Annotated in this window: 12 protein-coding genes; 7 read left to right on the top strand and 5 right to left on the bottom strand. The window is 60.2% G+C overall.

All coding sequences use genetic code 11. From position 1 onward, the window contains the following. Positions 1 to 143 precede the first annotated feature (143 nt). Genes A0U94_RS06990 through A0U94_RS07005 form a run of 4 tightly spaced genes read left to right on the top strand, consistent with a single transcriptional unit; the run spans position 144 to position 5,754 of the window. Positions 144 to 1,601 carry a TolC family outer membrane protein gene (locus A0U94_RS06990; RefSeq protein WP_077802923.1) on the top strand — a complete coding sequence of 486 codons (1,458 nt, stop codon included), beginning with the start codon at positions 144 to 146 and terminating at the stop codon, positions 1,599 to 1,601. A 29-nt stretch (positions 1,602 to 1,630) separates the two neighbouring features. Then, a complete protein-coding gene (locus A0U94_RS06995) occupies positions 1,631 to 2,158 on the top strand; it encodes a DUF2497 domain-containing protein (RefSeq protein WP_077802924.1) in 528 nt (175 codons plus the stop codon). Positions 2,159 to 2,213: 55 nt separating this feature from the next. Beyond that, a complete protein-coding gene (locus A0U94_RS07000; protein ID WP_077802925.1) occupies positions 2,214 to 4,880 on the top strand; it encodes a valine--tRNA ligase in 2,667 nt (888 codons plus the stop codon). After that, positions 4,873 to 5,754, top strand: coding sequence for a hypothetical protein (locus tag A0U94_RS07005; protein ID WP_077802926.1), 882 nt, complete (start codon positions 4,873 to 4,875; stop codon positions 5,752 to 5,754). The genes A0U94_RS07000 and A0U94_RS07005 overlap by 8 nt, the downstream gene beginning before the upstream one ends. Here A0U94_RS07005 and ilvD read toward each other — a convergent pair. Then, positions 5,732 to 7,588 (bottom strand): dihydroxy-acid dehydratase, encoded by a 1,857-nt coding sequence (ilvD, locus tag A0U94_RS07010; RefSeq protein WP_077802927.1) that lies wholly within the window; start codon positions 7,586 to 7,588, stop codon positions 5,732 to 5,734. The two genes, A0U94_RS07005 and ilvD, sit on opposite strands and share 23 nt — an antisense overlap. Before the next feature lie 152 nt (positions 7,589 to 7,740). Between ilvD and A0U94_RS07015 the strand changes: the two genes are divergently transcribed. The 3 genes from A0U94_RS07015 (at position 7,741) to A0U94_RS07025 (ending at position 11,747) form a co-directional block, all read left to right on the top strand. Continuing rightward, a complete protein-coding gene (locus tag A0U94_RS07015; RefSeq protein ID WP_077802928.1) occupies positions 7,741 to 9,684 on the top strand; it encodes a CocE/NonD family hydrolase in 1,944 nt (647 codons plus the stop codon). 74 nt (positions 9,685 to 9,758) lie between these two features. Then, complete coding sequence (gene msrA / locus A0U94_RS07020; protein WP_077802929.1) at positions 9,759 to 10,313, top strand: peptide-methionine (S)-S-oxide reductase MsrA; 555 nt, start codon at positions 9,759 to 9,761, stop codon at positions 10,311 to 10,313. A 51-nt stretch (positions 10,314 to 10,364) separates the two neighbouring features. Beyond that, on the top strand, positions 10,365 to 11,747 hold the full coding sequence (locus tag A0U94_RS07025; protein WP_077802930.1) for a DUF2252 domain-containing protein: 1,383 nt from the start codon (positions 10,365 to 10,367) through the stop codon (positions 11,745 to 11,747). A gap of 9 nt (positions 11,748 to 11,756) precedes the next feature. Here A0U94_RS07025 and A0U94_RS07030 read toward each other — a convergent pair whose 3' ends face one another. The 4 genes from A0U94_RS07030 to coaBC form a co-directional block, all read right to left on the bottom strand. Beyond that, positions 11,757 to 13,070, bottom strand: a complete 1,314-nt coding sequence (locus tag A0U94_RS07030; RefSeq protein WP_077802931.1) for an ABC transporter ATP-binding protein — start codon at positions 13,068 to 13,070, stop codon at positions 11,757 to 11,759. 25 nt (positions 13,071 to 13,095) lie between these two features. Continuing rightward, a complete protein-coding gene (locus A0U94_RS07035; RefSeq protein ID WP_077802932.1) occupies positions 13,096 to 14,742 on the bottom strand; it encodes an ABC transporter permease subunit in 1,647 nt (548 codons plus the stop codon). Positions 14,743 to 14,849: 107 nt separating this feature from the next. Next, positions 14,850 to 15,305, bottom strand: coding sequence for a dUTP diphosphatase (gene dut / locus A0U94_RS07040; RefSeq protein ID WP_077802933.1), 456 nt, complete (start codon positions 15,303 to 15,305; stop codon positions 14,850 to 14,852). Between the two features lie 29 nt (positions 15,306 to 15,334). Then, the gene (gene coaBC, locus A0U94_RS07045; RefSeq protein ID WP_077802934.1) at positions 15,335 to 16,525 is read right to left on the bottom strand and encodes a bifunctional phosphopantothenoylcysteine decarboxylase/phosphopantothenate--cysteine ligase CoaBC; all 1,191 of its coding nucleotides are present in this window, start codon (positions 16,523 to 16,525) and stop codon (positions 15,335 to 15,337) included. Positions 16,526 to 16,529: the final 4 nt, after the last annotated feature.

Below are 16,529 nucleotides of genomic sequence, written 5' to 3' on the forward strand. Positions count from 1 at the left end.
GCGCTATATCCCTCTTAGCGCCTGAAGGGTCAAGACCGATAATTGATCTGCAGAAGGATTTTTCTTCTGCCTTCGAACAGGCTATTAAGAACTCATTCACATAACGTTGTGATATGATGCAGACTTCAAGAGCAGGAAATCTCATGACTTCAGGGTGCAATGGCGCGACGAAACTGACGGCCCCGCTCGGGCTCGGTCTACTGTCGCTTCTCCTGAGCGGAACTGCTCTTGCCCAGAAATATGATGGCAGTGGCTCACCAAATTTCATTCCACATACGCTGCAGGAAGCTCTCTCAACAGCATATCTGACCAATCCGACACTTCGTGAAGAACGCGCGCATTTGCGGGCAACCGACGAGCAGGTGCCTACCGCACTTGCAGGCTGGCGTCCGACTGTTCAGACGAGCATGAATCTTACTTACTACGACGGAAGCACGAACTATGCTTCAAGCGGCGGCTATCTCGGAAGTTCCCGGCGCTATCAGACGCCTGGTTACATGGGAAGCGTCACCATTACACAGCCGCTCTATCAGGGTGGGAAGACCGTCGCCAGCGTTCACGCCGCAACAAACCAGATCATGGCTGAACGTGCCCATCTGATCCAGACGGAGCAGGAGGTCTTCACCGATGTTGTCAACGCTTATGTCGGCCTTATTGAAGACGAACAGCTACTCCAGATCGCAATCAACAACGAGCACGTCCTGCAACAGCAGGTCGAGGCAACCCAGGAACGTTTTCACATTGGTGAAATCACCCGGACCGACGTAGCACAGGCGCAGGCTGCCCTTGCAAGCGCCACGGCTGAACGACAGCAGGCCGAAGGCACGCTCCAGAGTGCTCAGGCAACGTATCTTCAGGTCGTTGGGATCGCAGCTTCTCCCAATCTGGAAGCGCCCCAGCCGCTTAACCTGCCGGTACACAGCGAACAGGAAGCCGTTGCCGTCGCAGTCCAGAACAATCCTCAGGTCGTGAATGCGCTCTTCACCGAAGCGCAGCGCAAAGACAACATTTCCGTCCAGATCTCCCAGATCATGCCTAAGGTTTCGGCAAGCCTGAACTATCAGCGCTCTGTCAATCAGGCTTACGGCGATTCCCTTCAGGATAACAAATTCGGCGAAATCGAATTTTCCGTTCCTCTTTATCAGGGCGGATCGGAATATGCTTCCATCCGGGGCGCCCGTCAGGATGCTCAGGCTGCCCATCGGGAAGTCGATGTACAGCGTAGAACAGCGCTGCAGAAGGCAGCATCCAGTTGGCAGCAGATGGTGGCCTACAAACAGTCCATTTCCAGCGATCGTATGGCGATTTCCGCAAACGTGATTGCACTGGATGGCGTCGAACGGCAGGCCCTCCTCGGAACGAGTACCACGCTCGCGGTTCTTCAGCAGCAGCAGACCCTGCTACAGTCCCAGAGAACGCTCGTTCAGCACCTTTCGAACCTCGTGACATCTTCATACTCTGTTGCAGCCTCGATCGGACGACTGACAGCAGTGGACCTCAAGCTGGGCGTCCCGCTTTATGATGAAAAAGCCTATTACAACGCCGTCAAGAACAAGCTCTGGGGCATGAGCGACTACGCGATCAACCAGCCCGGTCGCTAATTTCAAGCAAAACGGAATATCCGACATCCATGACCACTTCTGATTTGAACCAGCATGAACATCACGACGGCGAAGACATGACGGACGTCCTGAGTTCCATCAGGCGTATTCTTCACGACGATCCCGCCCCGGCTGCGACAACCGAGGAGACACAGAGCATGCCACATCATGCAGAAGAACTGACCCTTGACAGTTCCATGATGGTCGCCCCGCCTGCACCCTCCGCAGCAACCATATCCACTCCGGAAGCCGCTCCTTCAACAGGAGACGGGACAACTGCACCTTCCGCAGAAACCGAGCAAAGCCAGAATGATCTTATGAACGCCCAGACCGTCGCAGCGGCGGAGCGCTCCCTTGATGAGTTGCATGCGGCATTCAGCGGCACGACGCCCCTGGCATCCGATACCGTCATCAGCCGTGGAAGCGGCCTGACGATCGAAGACATGGTTCGCAGCGAAGTCCGCAGCATGGTCCGGACATGGCTGGACGCCCATCTGCCGTCACTGGTTGAAATTCTTGTCCGTGCAGAAATTGCTCGTCTGCGTCCACGAGAGTAAGAAGGGAGGTGGAAGAGAATTCTTCCACCTGCTGTACTGACTGTCCTGGATAACCATGCTCGAAAAAAGCTTCGTCCCCGCCGACCATGAAAACGCCCTCTACGATGCGTGGGAGAAAAGCGGCGCTTTCCGGGCTCACCCCGACAAACCCGGTGAGCCTTTTTCGATCATGTTTCCCCCACCGAATGTCACGGGAACGCTTCACCTCGGACATTCGCTGAACTTCGTCCTTCAGGACATGCTGATCCGCTGGAAACGGCAGGAAGGGTTCAACGTTCTCTGGCAACCCGGAACGGACCATGCCGGCATTGCGACGCAGATGGTTGTCGAACGTGCCCTGGACAAGGAAGGTACCAGCAGAACCGCTCTGGGACGCGAAGGCTTTCTCGAACGCGTCTGGGACTGGAAGCATGAGTACGGTGGCACCATCGTCCAGCAGCTTCGCAAACTCGGCGCGTCAGCGGACTGGGAACGTGAACGTTTCACGATGGACGATGGACTGTCCCGCGCGGTCCGCAAGGTTTTTGTCACCCTTTACAAGGAAGGGCTGATTTATCGGGACCGCCGTCTGGTCAACTGGGATCCGAAATTCCGCTCGGCCATATCGGATCTGGAAGTGGAAAACCACGAGACCAAGGGGTCCATGTGGTACATCCGCTATCCGCTGGATGATGGCCGGACCATCACTGTTGCCACGACACGTCCGGAAACAATGCTCGGCGACGTCGCGGTCGCTGTCCATCCCGAGGATGAACGCTACGCCGACATGATCGGCAAGAGCGTGACCCTGCCCCTGACAGGACGACGCATCCCCGTTGTCGCGGATCTCCATTCCGATCCGGAAAAAGGCACAGGCGCCGTCAAAATCACGCCTGCCCACGATTTCAACGATTTTGAAGTCGGCAAGCGTCACGAGCTGCCGGCTCCCACGGTTCTCGATGAAACCGCCTGTCTGTGGATCGAAGAAATACGTCCTGAGCTGCGGGATATTGAGGGGCTGGCTTCGGTCGCATTCGTCGAAACCCTGAATGGCCTGAGCCGTGAAGAGGGGCGCAAGCAGGTCGTCGCAGAGCTTGAGCGTCTGGAATGGCTGGAAAAAATCGAGCCGCACAAGCTTCAGGTGCCGCATGCAGAACGCGGCGGGGCCATCGTTGAACCACGACTGACGCTCCAGTGGTACTGCGATGCCAAAACGCTCTCCGGCCCTGCGGTTGAAGCGGTTGAGAGCGGGAAAATCACGTTTGAACCTCGCCAGTGGGAAAATACGTTCCATGCCTGGATGCGTGATATCCAGCCTTGGTGCATCAGCCGTCAGCTTTGGTGGGGACATCGCATTCCGGCCTGGTACGGGACGGACGGCAAGGTCTATGTTGCCGAAAACGAGCAGCAGGCTCAGGCTCAGGCCGGTGAAGGCATAACGCTCTCACAGGATGAAGACGTTCTGGACACCTGGTTCAGTTCCGCGCTCTGGCCATTCACCACGCTCGGCTGGCCGGACAAGACGGAAGAACTCGCCCGCTATTATCCGACCAGTGTGCTCGTCACGGGCTTTGACATCATTTTCTTCTGGGTCGCCCGGATGATGATGATGGGGCTGCACTTCATGGATGATGTTCCGTTCCGGACTGTCCTGATTCATGGGCTGGTCCGGGACGAAAAAGGGCAGAAAATGTCCAAGTCCAAGGGCAATGGCCTGGACCCGCTGGACCTTGTTGCCGAGTTCGGGGCAGATGCCACGCGTCTTGCGATCTGTGCAGGAACGGGGCCGGGGCGGGATATCAAGCTCGGGCGCAAGCGCGTCGAAGAACATCGCGCGTTCATTACAAAACTCTGGAATGCGGCGCGTTTCCTTGAAATGAACGGGGCGAAGCCAACAGAAGGCTTTGATCCGGCAAGCGTCAAAACTGCGCTTGGGCGCTGGATCCTGACGGAAGCAAATGACGCGGTGGCGGAAGCTGGACGCGCTCTTTCGGCGTATCGTTTCGATGAATATGCCAACTGCTGCTACCGTTTCGTCTGGAGCCGGTTCTGTGACTGGTTCGTGGAGTTCTCGAAGCCCATCTTTGCGGCTGAGAACGAGGAAACCCTCGAATTGCGGGCTGTCAGCGCGCATGTCCTGGGGCTGATCCTGCGGCTGATGCAGCCGGTTATTCCGTTTGTGACGGCCACGCTGTGGAAAGAACTGGGCTATGCGGGGGCTTTTGAAAACAGCCGCTGGCCGGAACGGATGAATGTTGATCAGGCAGACGCGGCCCGTTCAGAGCTGGACTGGGTCATTCGTCTAATCAGTGATGTCCGGACCGTGCGCTCGGAAATGAACATCCCGCCTTCGCAGAAAGCGCCGCTTCTGCTGCGCGATGCGACTGCAGAAAATCTGGCTCGCGCCCAGACCTGGGCTGAGGCCATTGGACGGATGGCACGTGTGTCCGAGGTTGGCGTGGTGGGTGACGATGCGCCCCGTAACGCCGCACAGATCGTGCTTGATGAGGCGACCGTTTTCATCCCGCTTGAAGGACTGATTGATCTTGATGCGGAGCGGGCCCGTCTTGCCAAGGAAGCTGCGCGGATCGAAGGCGAGATCCTTAAAGTGACGCGCAAGCTGGATAACGCGGATTTCGTTGCCCGCGCCAAGCCGGAAGTGGTGGAAGAGAACCGGGAGCGTCTGGCATCCTTTCAGAGCGATCTGGCCCGTCTCAAGGCGGCTCTGGGGCGTCTTGCCTGACTTAAAAACCTCTGCCTGCCTTGGCGCGGTCATTCTTGCTGTCATGGCAGGAACGGCCGCAGCCCGGGCACTGCCGGAAGGCCGAAGCCTTGAGAATGCCGTCATAGCGGGCGAGCATCTCGATGTTTCGGTCTTTCGGCCTGCGTCCTGCCAGATCCGGGCCATCCTGATCGTTCTGGCAGGAAAAGAGCGGAACAGCGCGACATATCGTGACGACGCCATTCCGCTGGCCAGACATGAATGCAGTCTAGTGTTTGCGCCTTATTTTTCCATATCCCGTTTTCCCGTCCAGCAGTATCAGCGCGGGGGGTTTCCAGCCTCGGCACAGAGCATGGTTCCTGCCGCCCTGTATATGAGGCCGCTGGAACAGTGGGCCCGCAACGTTTCCGATGAGCCGCACGTGCCGATCATTCTGGTAGGGCATTCTGCAGGAGCCCAGTATCTGGAACGGGTTGCAGCTTATGCTCCGGGAGAAGAGGTCATGACGATCATCATGAACCCCTCCACCTATGTCGAACCTGAGACGAATACGGCCGTTCCTTACGGCTTCCGCAACTGGCCCGAAGCGGCCAGCCTGCCGGACCTCCGGCGCTATCTTTCAAGCAATATTGCCGTCATTCTGGGCGCGGAAGATACGGAAACCTCTTCGGCGACGGAACATCTGGCCGCCGCGACCGAACAGGGGCGCAACCGTCTTGAACGGGGACAGTGGGCCTATGCGCAGGCCCGGGAGCAGGCCGACAAGCTCAATGTTCCGTTTGGCTGGACGATTACCCTTGTTCCGGCAACGGGACATGCTTCCGCCAAAATGCTGGCGTCCGCCGAATTGCAGGACGCCGTCGAGAGTGCAATCAGGTCCGCGTCTTCACGATGATCTGTGACAGGTCGCGGACGGCGCCATGGGCGGCACTCGTGGTCATGGCGGCATAGGCCTGAAGGGCTTTCGAGACCACGCGCTCCCGGTTGGGCTTCCACGCATCTACGCCACGCGCATTCATCCGCTCCCGCCGATCGGCGATGTCGGCATCCGAAACAGCGAGATGCAGGCCGCGCCTGGGGATGTCGATCTCGATACGATCGCCGTCCTCGACCAGTCCGATCAGGCCGCCTTCGGCAGCTTCGGGAGACATGTGACCGATGGAAAGACCCGAGCTTCCGCCTGAGAAGCGGCCATCCGTGATGAGGGCGCAAACCTTGCCCAGACCTTTCGATTTCAGATAGCTCGTCGGATACAGCATTTCCTGCATGCCGGGGCCGCCCTTGGGGCCTTCATAGCGGATGACTACGACGTCTCCGGCCACGATGCGGTTACCAAGGATCGCCGCCACGGCGTCATCCTGGCTCTCGAATACGCGCGCCGTTCCCGTGAAGGTCAGGATGCTGGCTTCGACACCAGCCGTTTTGACGATGGCTCCATCTTCGGCGAGGTTGCCGTACAGCACGGCCAGTCCGCCATCCTGCGAGAAGGCATGGGCCTTGTCGCGAAGCACTCCGGCTTCACGGTCCTGATCCAGCTCATGATAGCGGCTGGACTGCGAGAAAGCGTGGACCGTGCGGACGTTGCCCGGCGCGGCCTTGAACAGATGGGCGGCTTCCTCATCCCCGTTCAGGATGTCCCATTTCTTCAGCGCATCGCCGAGTGTGGGCGCGTGAACAGTGGGGACGTCCGTGTGGATCAGGCCCGCGCGGTTCAGTTCACCCAGAATGGCCGGGATGCCGCCTGCGCGATGGACGTCTTCCATGTGCACATCATTCTTGGCGGGCGCGACCTTGCACAGATTGGGAACACCACGCGACAGACGGTCGATGTCGTGCATGTGGAAATCGACGTCGCCTTCGCGCGCAGCGGCCAGAAGATGCAAGACCGTGTTGGTCGAGCCACCCATGGCGATGTCGAGCGTCATGGCGTTCTCGAAAGCCGCGCGGGTGGCGATGCTGCGGGGCAGGGCGGAGGCGTCGTCCTGTTCGTACCAGCGACGTGCGAGTTCCACGACCAGACGGCCAGCGCTCAGGAACAGTTCGCGGCGGTCGCTGTGCGTGGCGAGCAGGGAGCCGTTGCCGGGAAGGGACAGGCCCAGCGCTTCGGTCAGACAGTTCATGGAATTGGCGGTGAACATGCCCGAGCATGAACCGCAGGTCGGGCAGGCGGAGCGTTCGATCTGTTCGGATTCGCTGTCGGATACGTCCGGATTGGCGGCGGCGACCATGGAGTCAATCAGGTCCAGCTTGCGCGTCACACCCGGGCCGTTGATTTTGCCGGCCTCCATCGGGCCGCCGGAGACGAACACGACGGGGATGTTCAGGCGCATGGCCGCCATCAGCATGCCGGGCGTGATCTTGTCGCAGTTGCTGATGCAGACGATGGCGTCAGCGCAGTGCGCATTGACCATATATTCCACGGAATCCGCGATCAGCTCCCGCGATGGCAGGGAATACAGCATGCCGCCATGGCCCATCGCGATGCCGTCATCGACTGCAATCGTGTTGAATTCCTTGGCAATTCCGCCGACTTCCTCGATCGCGGACGCCACCAGACTACCCATATCCTTCAGATGGACATGGCCCGGGACGAACTGCGTGAAGGAATTGGCAATGGCGATAATGGGTTTGCCGAAATCGCCATCCTTCATACCCGTCGCCCGCCAGAGCGCACGGGCGCCAGCCATGTTGCGGCCGTGAGTGGTGGTGCGGGAGCGATAGGCAGGCATGGAACAGACTTTCATGACGGAAGAAGGCCCTGATCCATAGCGAATCAGACGCGCAGAAGCCAGTGCAGGAAAGATATGAAAACCGGAGCCTGCTCCTCTTGCCCGGATGTCGCCCTCCGGTCCAAACTCGGGACAAAGATCAGGAGCCCTTCGTGAGACGTCATTTTCTGAGCCTCGGCACAGCTCTGGCCGTAACCTGCCTGTGTACAGCGCAAGCCGCCGAACCCGTTCCCAGCCTGCCGGTCACGCCCGACATGATCCAGACCGGCAGCGACATCCCTGCCCATGTCAGCATGCCACCGGTCGAGCGCGACTACATCAAGCGCGACGTCATGATTCCGATGCGCGACGGTATCAAGCTCCATACCGTCATCGTCATTCCCAAAGATGCCAAAAACGCGCCGATGCTGCTGACGCGCACGCCCTACAATGCCAGCAAGCGCGCCAGCCGCGATGCCGATGCGAAAACCATGCGTGCGCTCCTGCCGCAGGGAGACGACGTGTTCGTGGACGGGGGCTATATCCGCGTTTTTCAGGACATCCGCGGCAAATACGGCTCACAGGGGGATTACGTAATGACGCGCCCCCCGATCGGTCCGCTGAACCCGACGAAGACGGATGATACGACCGACGCCTGGGATACGGTCGACTGGCTGGTCAAGAACGTACCGCAGGGAAATGGCCGCGTCGGCATGACTGGATCGTCCTATGAGGGCTGGACGGTCGTCATGGCGCTGCTGGACCCCCATCCGGCCCTGAAGGTCGCGTCTCCGGAAAGCCCGATGGTTGATGGCTGGATGGGCGATGACTGGTTCCATTACGGCGCATTCCGCCAGCCCAGTCTGGACTATTTTGCCGGACAGATGGCTGCGGCGGGTTCCGGCGTCTCTCTCGACCGTCCTGATGAGGACGACTACACGACGTTCCTTGCGGATGTTTCCATCGGCAATTTCGCGACGAAAGCCGGGCTGGACCAGTTCCCCTGGTGGCGCCGTACGAAAGCGCATCCGGCCTACGACGCCTTCTGGCAGGATCAGGCGCTGGATCAGCTGATCGTAAAAAAGCCGCTCAAGGTTCCGACCATCTGGGAACAGGGGCTGTGGGACCAGGAAGACATGTGGGGGGCAATCCATTCCTGGATGAACCTCAAGGCGCACCATACGCAGGTTCCGAACATTCTCGTCATGGGGCCGTGGCGCCATAGCGGCGTGAACTATGATGGCTCCACGCTTGGTCCACTGCATTTCAATGGCGATACCGCGCTGTGGTATCGCGCCAATGTCATGCGCCCGTTCTTTGACCACTATCTGAAGAACGCGCCGGATCCGCATCTGGATGAAGCCATCATTTACAATACCGGCGAGAACCGCTGGGATCACTTCCGCAACTGGCTGAGCGACTGCGGAACGTCCTGCATGCAGAAGGGCGAGCGCCTGTACCTCCAGCCGGATCACGGCCTCGCGTTCAAACGGACTTTGCCTGGAACGGACAGCTATGTGGCCGATCCGGCGCATCCGGTGCCGTTTGTCGAGCGTCCTTACATGATGGACGGAGATCCGCGCTGGAAGCCCTGGCTTGTGTCGGATCAGCGTTTCGCCGAAAGCCGTCCAGATGTCCTGACCTACGAGACCCCCGTTCTCGATGCGCCGGTTCGGGTGTCTGGCGTACCGACTGCGGATCTGTTCGCCACGACCACCGGGACGGATGCGGACTGGGTTGTGAAGATCATCGACGTCCAGCCGGGACACACGCCGGACAATCCCAAAATGGGCGGCTATGAACTGCCGATGTCCATGGATATTTTCCGGGGCCGCTACCGGCAGAATTTTGCCCATCCGTCCGCTATTCCGGCGGGGCAGGTGCAGGAATACCACTTCACGCTTCCGGCCATGAACCATGTGTTCCTCAAGGGACACCGGATCATGATCCAGATCCAGTCGAGCTGGTTTCCGCTCTATGACCGCAATCCGCAGACCTTCGTGCCGAATATCTTCGACGCCAAGGCACCGGATTACCATTCGGCCACGCAGACCATCCACCGGGGTGGCGACCATGCCAGCGCCGTGTGGCTCCCGATCGTCACGGCAGCCCCATAAAATCCAGCCTGAAACTCGTCAGACAGGTTCAGCCTCCCCATATGGGGAGGCTGTCCTTTTAATGGAGCATCATCATGACGACCCCGTCTTCCAACCTGTCCTCCATTCTCCTTGGCGCAGGCTGCTTCTGGTGTGTCGAGGCTGTCTTTACAGGTCTGCGCGGCATTATTTCGGCTGAGCCGGGTTACGCTGGCGGCAGCGTCGATCACCCCAGCTACGAAGCCGTCTGCACGGGTCGGACGGGCCATGCCGAAGTTGTGAAAGTCGTGTTCGATCCGGCCGAGATCGGGCTGGAGGACGTACTGCGCGTATTTTTCACGACGCACGACCCCACACAGCTCAACCGCCAGGGCAACGATATCGGGACGCAGTACAGATCCGTTATTTTCGGAGATGACGACCAGCAGGAGACAGCCAGCAAGATTCTGGAAGAAATTACGGCGGAAGGCCTCTGGCCGGAGCCGATCGTCACGTCCATTGAAGGCGTGGCCCATTTCTGGCCAGCCGAAGAAAAGCATCACGATTATTTCGCCCGCAACCCGCAAACGGCCTACTGTGCAGCCGTTGTGGCTCCCAAGGTTGCCAAGGCGCGCAAGCTCTATCGGGATCGTCTCAAACAGCCTGACTGAAGAGCGCAGGGTGCTTTGTCAGAGAGCGTTTTTCGGATAACGTGACAAACCATGACAAAAACACCCATGTTTCCCACGCTCCGCACCCGTCAGGCCCGTTACGCAGCGGGCGTCGCACTGCGCAAAACCGTCAAGCGTAGCAGCCACGCTCTCTGGACGGCTCCAGCCAAACGGCCTGATCCGATTGGAATTCTGCTGGAGCAGGGGAAGAGCCGGATTGCGGACCTGCTTCCCATCCGCCATCAGCGCATGAAAGCCTCGCCCTTTGCATTCCTGCGCGGGGCGGCGGCGGTCATGGCCTCGGACCTGTCTTTTACGCCTGCGACCGGGATACGCGTCCAATCCTGTGGGGACTGCCATCTGGATAATTTCGGGTGCTATCCGTCTCCGGAAGGGCTGCCGGTTTTCGATATCAATGATTTTGACGAAACGGCACCCGCGACATTCGAATGGGATCTCAAACGTCTGGCAACCAGCCTTGTGCTGGCCGGACGCGAAGCGTCTCTGCCTGAAAAGCACTGTCGTCGTCTGGCGGTTTCCGCGGTCCGACATTATGTCGAGGAAATTACCCGTCTGTCGGAGCTGCCGCCGCTTCAGGCCTGGAACGTGCGGATTGATCTGCGTGCGGTCATAGACGGCATCAAGGACGACACGACGCGCACGGGCATGATGGAGAAAATCCAGTCCGAACTGGGGGCAATTTCCGGTCATTTCGGAATGATCGACCCCAAATCTTCGGTGCGCCTGAAAGAACATCCGCCTTTCGTCACGCGCCTGCCGCAGCATAACGATATCGTCCGTGGGGCCTTCGCCCGCTACGTCAGCGACATGCCGCCCGAGCGCAGGATCGTGCTGGAACGCTATGCGCTGCAGGATGTGCTGTTCAAGGTCGTGGGGATTGGCAGCGTCGGGACGTTCTGTGCGCTCGGACTATTCACGACAGCCGATCACGAGCCGCTGATCCTTCAGATCAAGGAAGCCCAGACATCTGTGCTCGAACCTTTTCAGGGTGCCGTCGACATGACCAATCATGGCGAGCGCGTCGTGACGGGGCAACGCATCATGCAGGCCAGTTCGGACACGTTTCTGGGCTGGACCCATACCAGCGGCAAGCGCACGACGGCCCAGACCGGCCGTAAGGCGGGTGGCGGGCGGGATTTTTATGTCCGCCAGACCAAAGACGTGCGGCTGGCCATGATCGGCGAGAAAATCGAAAACGGTCTTCTGCCTGAATATGCGGCGTTGTGTGGACGCACGCTTGGGCGGTCGCATGGCCGATCGGCCGATCTTCCGCTGTTGGCCGGGTATCTGGGGAAGGGTCATTCCTTTGCCCGCGCCATTGCCGATTTCGCGGTTCACTACGCCGATCAGAGCGAAAAGGACTGGCAAGCCTTCACGCAGGCAATTGCGGACAAGCGCGTTTGCTGCGCCTGAGGGTGGAGCTTACTCCTCGTTCTCCAGATGGAAGCGGTCGGACTCTTCGTCATAGTCGAAGAGTTCGGCGTAACGGGCCCAGCCGATCGCTGTGGTGAGGGTCTGGCGTGCGTAATCGGGCGACATACTCTCTTCCATCGCCTTACGGAAGCGTGCGGCATCAACGACATGGCTCGAACGCTCGTCCAGCGTGCCGCGGATGGAGCGCAGCAGGGGCAGGTGATGCAGCAATGCCGTCCGCATCAGGTCCTTGCGGGTGTCGGAATCGCCTTCGACGAACGCCTGGCCATCAGGCGTGAGCAAAATATCGCCGTCTTCCAGTTCCGCCAGATCCAGAAGCTGGAGCGATTCTCCGAGCGGCAACAGGTCATCGAGCGTCATCTGAAGGCGCTGCGCCAGTTCGGGCAGATCCGCACGGCCTGACAGCGGTTCACTTTGCAGAACTTCCATCAACCCGACCAGAACCTCGACCGCGAGATCGGGGAGCACGATGGAAAATGGCGGGAGGGTCATGCCAGAGGCAGAGGCCTGCTGGACGGGGTCGGCTTCGGACACGATCGGGGCACGGCGTGTCATGAGCGTATAGATCTGGTCCACGAAACGGCGGAAATCCTCGTCCTCGCGATTGCGCGGATGGGGAAAAGGCACCGCGATTTCATGTGTCACGCGCCCGGGGCTGGACGAGAAAATGAGGATCCGGTCACACATCAGAACTGCCTCCTCAATCCCGTGCGTGGCCAGAAGCATGGCCTTGAGCGGCAGGCGCTTTTCGTCCCACAGTTCGATCAGGTCGGTCCGCAGGTTTTCCGCACTCAGCATGTCCAGCGCAGAAAACGGCTCGTCCAGCAGCAGCAGCGAGGGCTGAAGGGCCAGCGCACGGGCAAAGGAGACACGCTGACTGAGGGCGTCTGAGAGTTCCTTTGGATAGGCGTTTTCGTAGCCCTCAAGTCCCATAACCGCGATGGCGGCGTCCGTCATGGACTCGCGCTCGGCACGGGGCAGACGGCGCATTTCCAGACCCAGAGCCACGTTCTGTCTCAGTGTCAGCCAGGGGAACAGTGCGCCGGACTGAAAGACGGTCGCCACGCCATCCAGCGGACCTGTCACTGGCGTGCCCTGCCAGAGCACCTCTCCCGACACCGGCGGCGTCAGCCCGGCCATGATCCGCAGCAGGGAGGATTTTCCGGAACCCGAGCGCCCAAGAAGGCCAAGGATTTCTCCCGTTCTCACATCAAAGCTGATGTGATCAAGGACGACCAGATCCGTGCTGCTCTCCTTGAGATAGGTCTGGCGACATTCGCGAAGGGACAGGAGGGATTTCATGGATCTGTGGATTTCAGCCTGAGGTTCAGATGGTATATTTCTGGGCCGCGTTCACGGCGAGGGGTTGCAGGACCAGACGATCCAGCAGCATGGACAAAAGCGTCAGCAGCATCAGCGCAAGGATCTGCGCGCCCATGGCACCGCCGAGCACTTCGGAAAGCAGCGTGGCGCCGAGCCCGCTGTCGGATGGGACGAAAGCCTCCGCCACCATCACGGCATTCCAGACCGGAACGACGGCCGTCAGCAAACCGCCGCAGAGTTCGGGGGCGATGGCAGGCAGGAGCAGTCTGCGCCACAAGAGGAAGCCCCGCAGCCTCAGGCCGATGGCGACCTGCCGCAGGCCTGAGGGAATGGCTTTCGCCGCATCCAGCACCACGATCCCGACCAGCCAGTGCGCGCCCAGAAACAGAAGCACGACCGCGGAGTTGAGCCCCAGTTCCCGGCACAGAGGATAGAGAAGCACGGCAGGGAAAAGACCGCAGGCCGCCACGGCACTCCGGCACAGATTCCGTAAGGCGGGTTTGCGTTCGCTGATCAGCAGACCCAGCGGCACCCAGACCAGAAGACACAGAACCAGCGTTTCACACACATGCGACAGGGTCAGGATGCTCTGGGCCAGATCCGACGGAACAAGCCGCAGAAGACCGGCATGGTAGACCGCATAAATGAGCAGAAGCAGCGAAATGCCGGGCAGGAGCGCTCTGGGGAGTTCCGGGGAAGCGCCGCTGTCCTGTTCGGGAAGAATGCTCCGAGGGCGGCCGATGCGCCAGTTTCCGATCCAGGTGAGAGCTTCCCCCACCATTCCGCTGAGCCAGAGCATCGGCTTTGTCCGTCGCCAGATCGTCAGAAGCCATGACTGGGGACGCGGACGCTCCTCAATCGGGCCTTCCGGTCGATAGCGCTGCGCCCAGCCAAGAACCGGGCGCATGACAGCCTGATCGACGAGAAGAATTAGCAGAAGAATGACGAGCGATATTTCAACGATCCTGAACGGATGGTGATCCAGCATGGCGTGCAGGACCGCTGCGCCACATCCTTCGTTCGTCTGATGGCTCATCAGCATCATCAGACCTTCCACAGCCAGCAGGCGCACCCAGAACGCCGGCATGGCCTGCATGGCCCTGAAGGTTGTCAGCGGCACTGCGACGGGAATCTGCAAGCGCCAGAAACGCTGCCATCCCGTCATCCGCAGGCCGGTCGCCACTTCGTCAAGCGCAGGCGAAAGCGTATCTTCCGCATCCAGAACTGCTGTTACGATCCGCCAGATCATGCTGGAGGCCGCAACCAGAACGATGGTCACAGAAGCAGGAAAAACAGCCGCACAGATCCCGATCAGGCCAAGGCCTGGGACAGCGCGAGCGACCGAGAGGGCCGGGATCAGGAAGGCCCTGAAACGCGGCCACTGGCATGCGGCTCCTGCCACGAGCAGGGACGCCGCCACGACGGTCATGAGCGACAGCGCAACATGCAGCAGGGTCAGGGCTGCGATGACCCAGAGTCCCACAGAGACACCCGGTAACGCTCCCGTCACGACAGGCACGGCTGGAGCATGCCGGACGACAAGAAGCGCGACTGCGGTTACACAGAACAGGATCGAGAGTTCAACGCCACTCATGCGCTGGCGCCAGCGATGCATGATCCGCAAGGGCATGGCCATCGGGCTGCCCGTCATGGTGAGTGCTGTCCCCGTTCCTTATGGAAACCAGAGGTTAAAAAGAGACCTCTGGAAGTCTCAAGTGTTTTCTGCATGCTCGGAAAAATTCTGAGGCCGTTGAGGAATCAGTGACCGGTGCTGCCAAAACCGCTGTGGCCACGAACCGTCTCGTCCAGCGTTTCGACTTCCGACCAGCGCAGGCGCGAAACCGGGGCCAGAATGCCCTGCGCGATCCGGGTGCCACGCTCAATCGTAAAGGGTTCGGTCCCCGCGTTCATGACGATGATGCGAAGCTCGCCACGATAGTCCTCGTCGATAGTGCCGGGCGAATTGGGCAGGGTGATGCCATGCTTGAGCGCCAGGCCTGAGCGCGGACGGACCTGAAGCTCATAAGCCGCGGGCAGAGCGATACACAGGCCCGTTGGAACGAGAACGCGCTCGCCCGGAGCGATCGTCATGGGCGCATCCACTGCGGCCAGGAAGTCGAAACCCGCGGCACCGGCTGTGGCGTAGGCAGGGAGGGGAAGCCCCTCGGAATGAGGCAGGCGCGTGATGCGCACATCAATCAGGTCTGTCGTCATGGCCTCTGTCTTACCCCGGATTGCGCGCCCTATGAAGGCGGATTGACAAAGAACGCTGCAATACGCTGAACGAGCTGTTCCGCAACTTCTGTCTTGTCCATTTCCGGCCAGTTCTGAAGGCCGTAGTCGTCAATCAGGCTGACGGTATTGCGCATGGCACCGAACACGCCGTGGCGGACATCATTGGCCACCAGCCAGTCACATCCCTTGCGCAGACGTTTGGCCTGCGCGTTTTGCAGCACATCGTCCGTCTCGGCCGCAAAGCCCACGACGAGGCGCGGACGTTGAGGCGCATGGCAGAGGGTTGCCAGAATGTCCGGGTTTTCCACCAACTCGAGCGTGGGCGGCACGTCGCCGGTTTTCTTGATCTTGCCGGGGGCGAGGTCTTTTGCGCGCCAGTCGCTGACGGCCGCTGTGCAGATTGCGGCATCGGCTGGCAAAGCGGCTTCACAGGCGGTCAGCATGTCGCGCGCTGTCTGGACTGGGATGCGGCGTACACCCTCGGGGACAGGGATCGAAACCGGACCGCTGACCAGCGTGACGCTCGCGCCCCGCTTCGCCAGAGCCGCCGCGATGGCATAGCCCTGTCGGCCTGAAGAATGGTTCGACAGGAAACGCACGGGATCGAGCGGCTCAACCGTCGGGCCCGCCGTTACCAGAATGTGGCGCCCGAAAAGGGAACGATCGGGAGTCAGAAGACGCAGAATCGCATCGCGCATTACCGGAGGTTCGCTCAGACGTCCGGCGCCGACTTCACCACAGGCCATGCTGCCCACATCGGGACCAATGACGGAGACACCCCGCGCCTCAAGCAGTTTCAGATTGGCCTGTGTGGCAGGATGCTCCCACATCCGCACATTCATGGCCGGGGCCAGCAGAATGGGAGAGGTAGTGGCGAGAAGCAATGTAGTCGGCAGATCATCCGCGAGCCCATGGGCCATGCGGGCCAGGATGTTGGCTGTGGCGGGGCAGACAACGACCAGATCCGCGCTCCGGGCCAGAGCAATATGGCCGATCTCGCTCTCCTGCGTGGGTTCGAACAGCGCGTTATGCACGCGCTCGCCTGCCAGCGTCTCGAGACTGAGCGGCGTGACGAAGGCTTTGGCAGCTTCAGTCATGACTGGCGTGACGGCAATGCCATCCGCCCGCAGCAGGCGCACGAGTTCGAGCGCCCGGAACGCCGCAATCCCTCCCGAGACGATCAGCAGGACGCGGCGCATGGTT

It is taken from the genome of Gluconobacter albidus (assembly GCF_002005485.1).
Taxonomy (GTDB): Bacteria; Pseudomonadota; Alphaproteobacteria; order Acetobacterales; family Acetobacteraceae; genus Gluconobacter; species Gluconobacter albidus.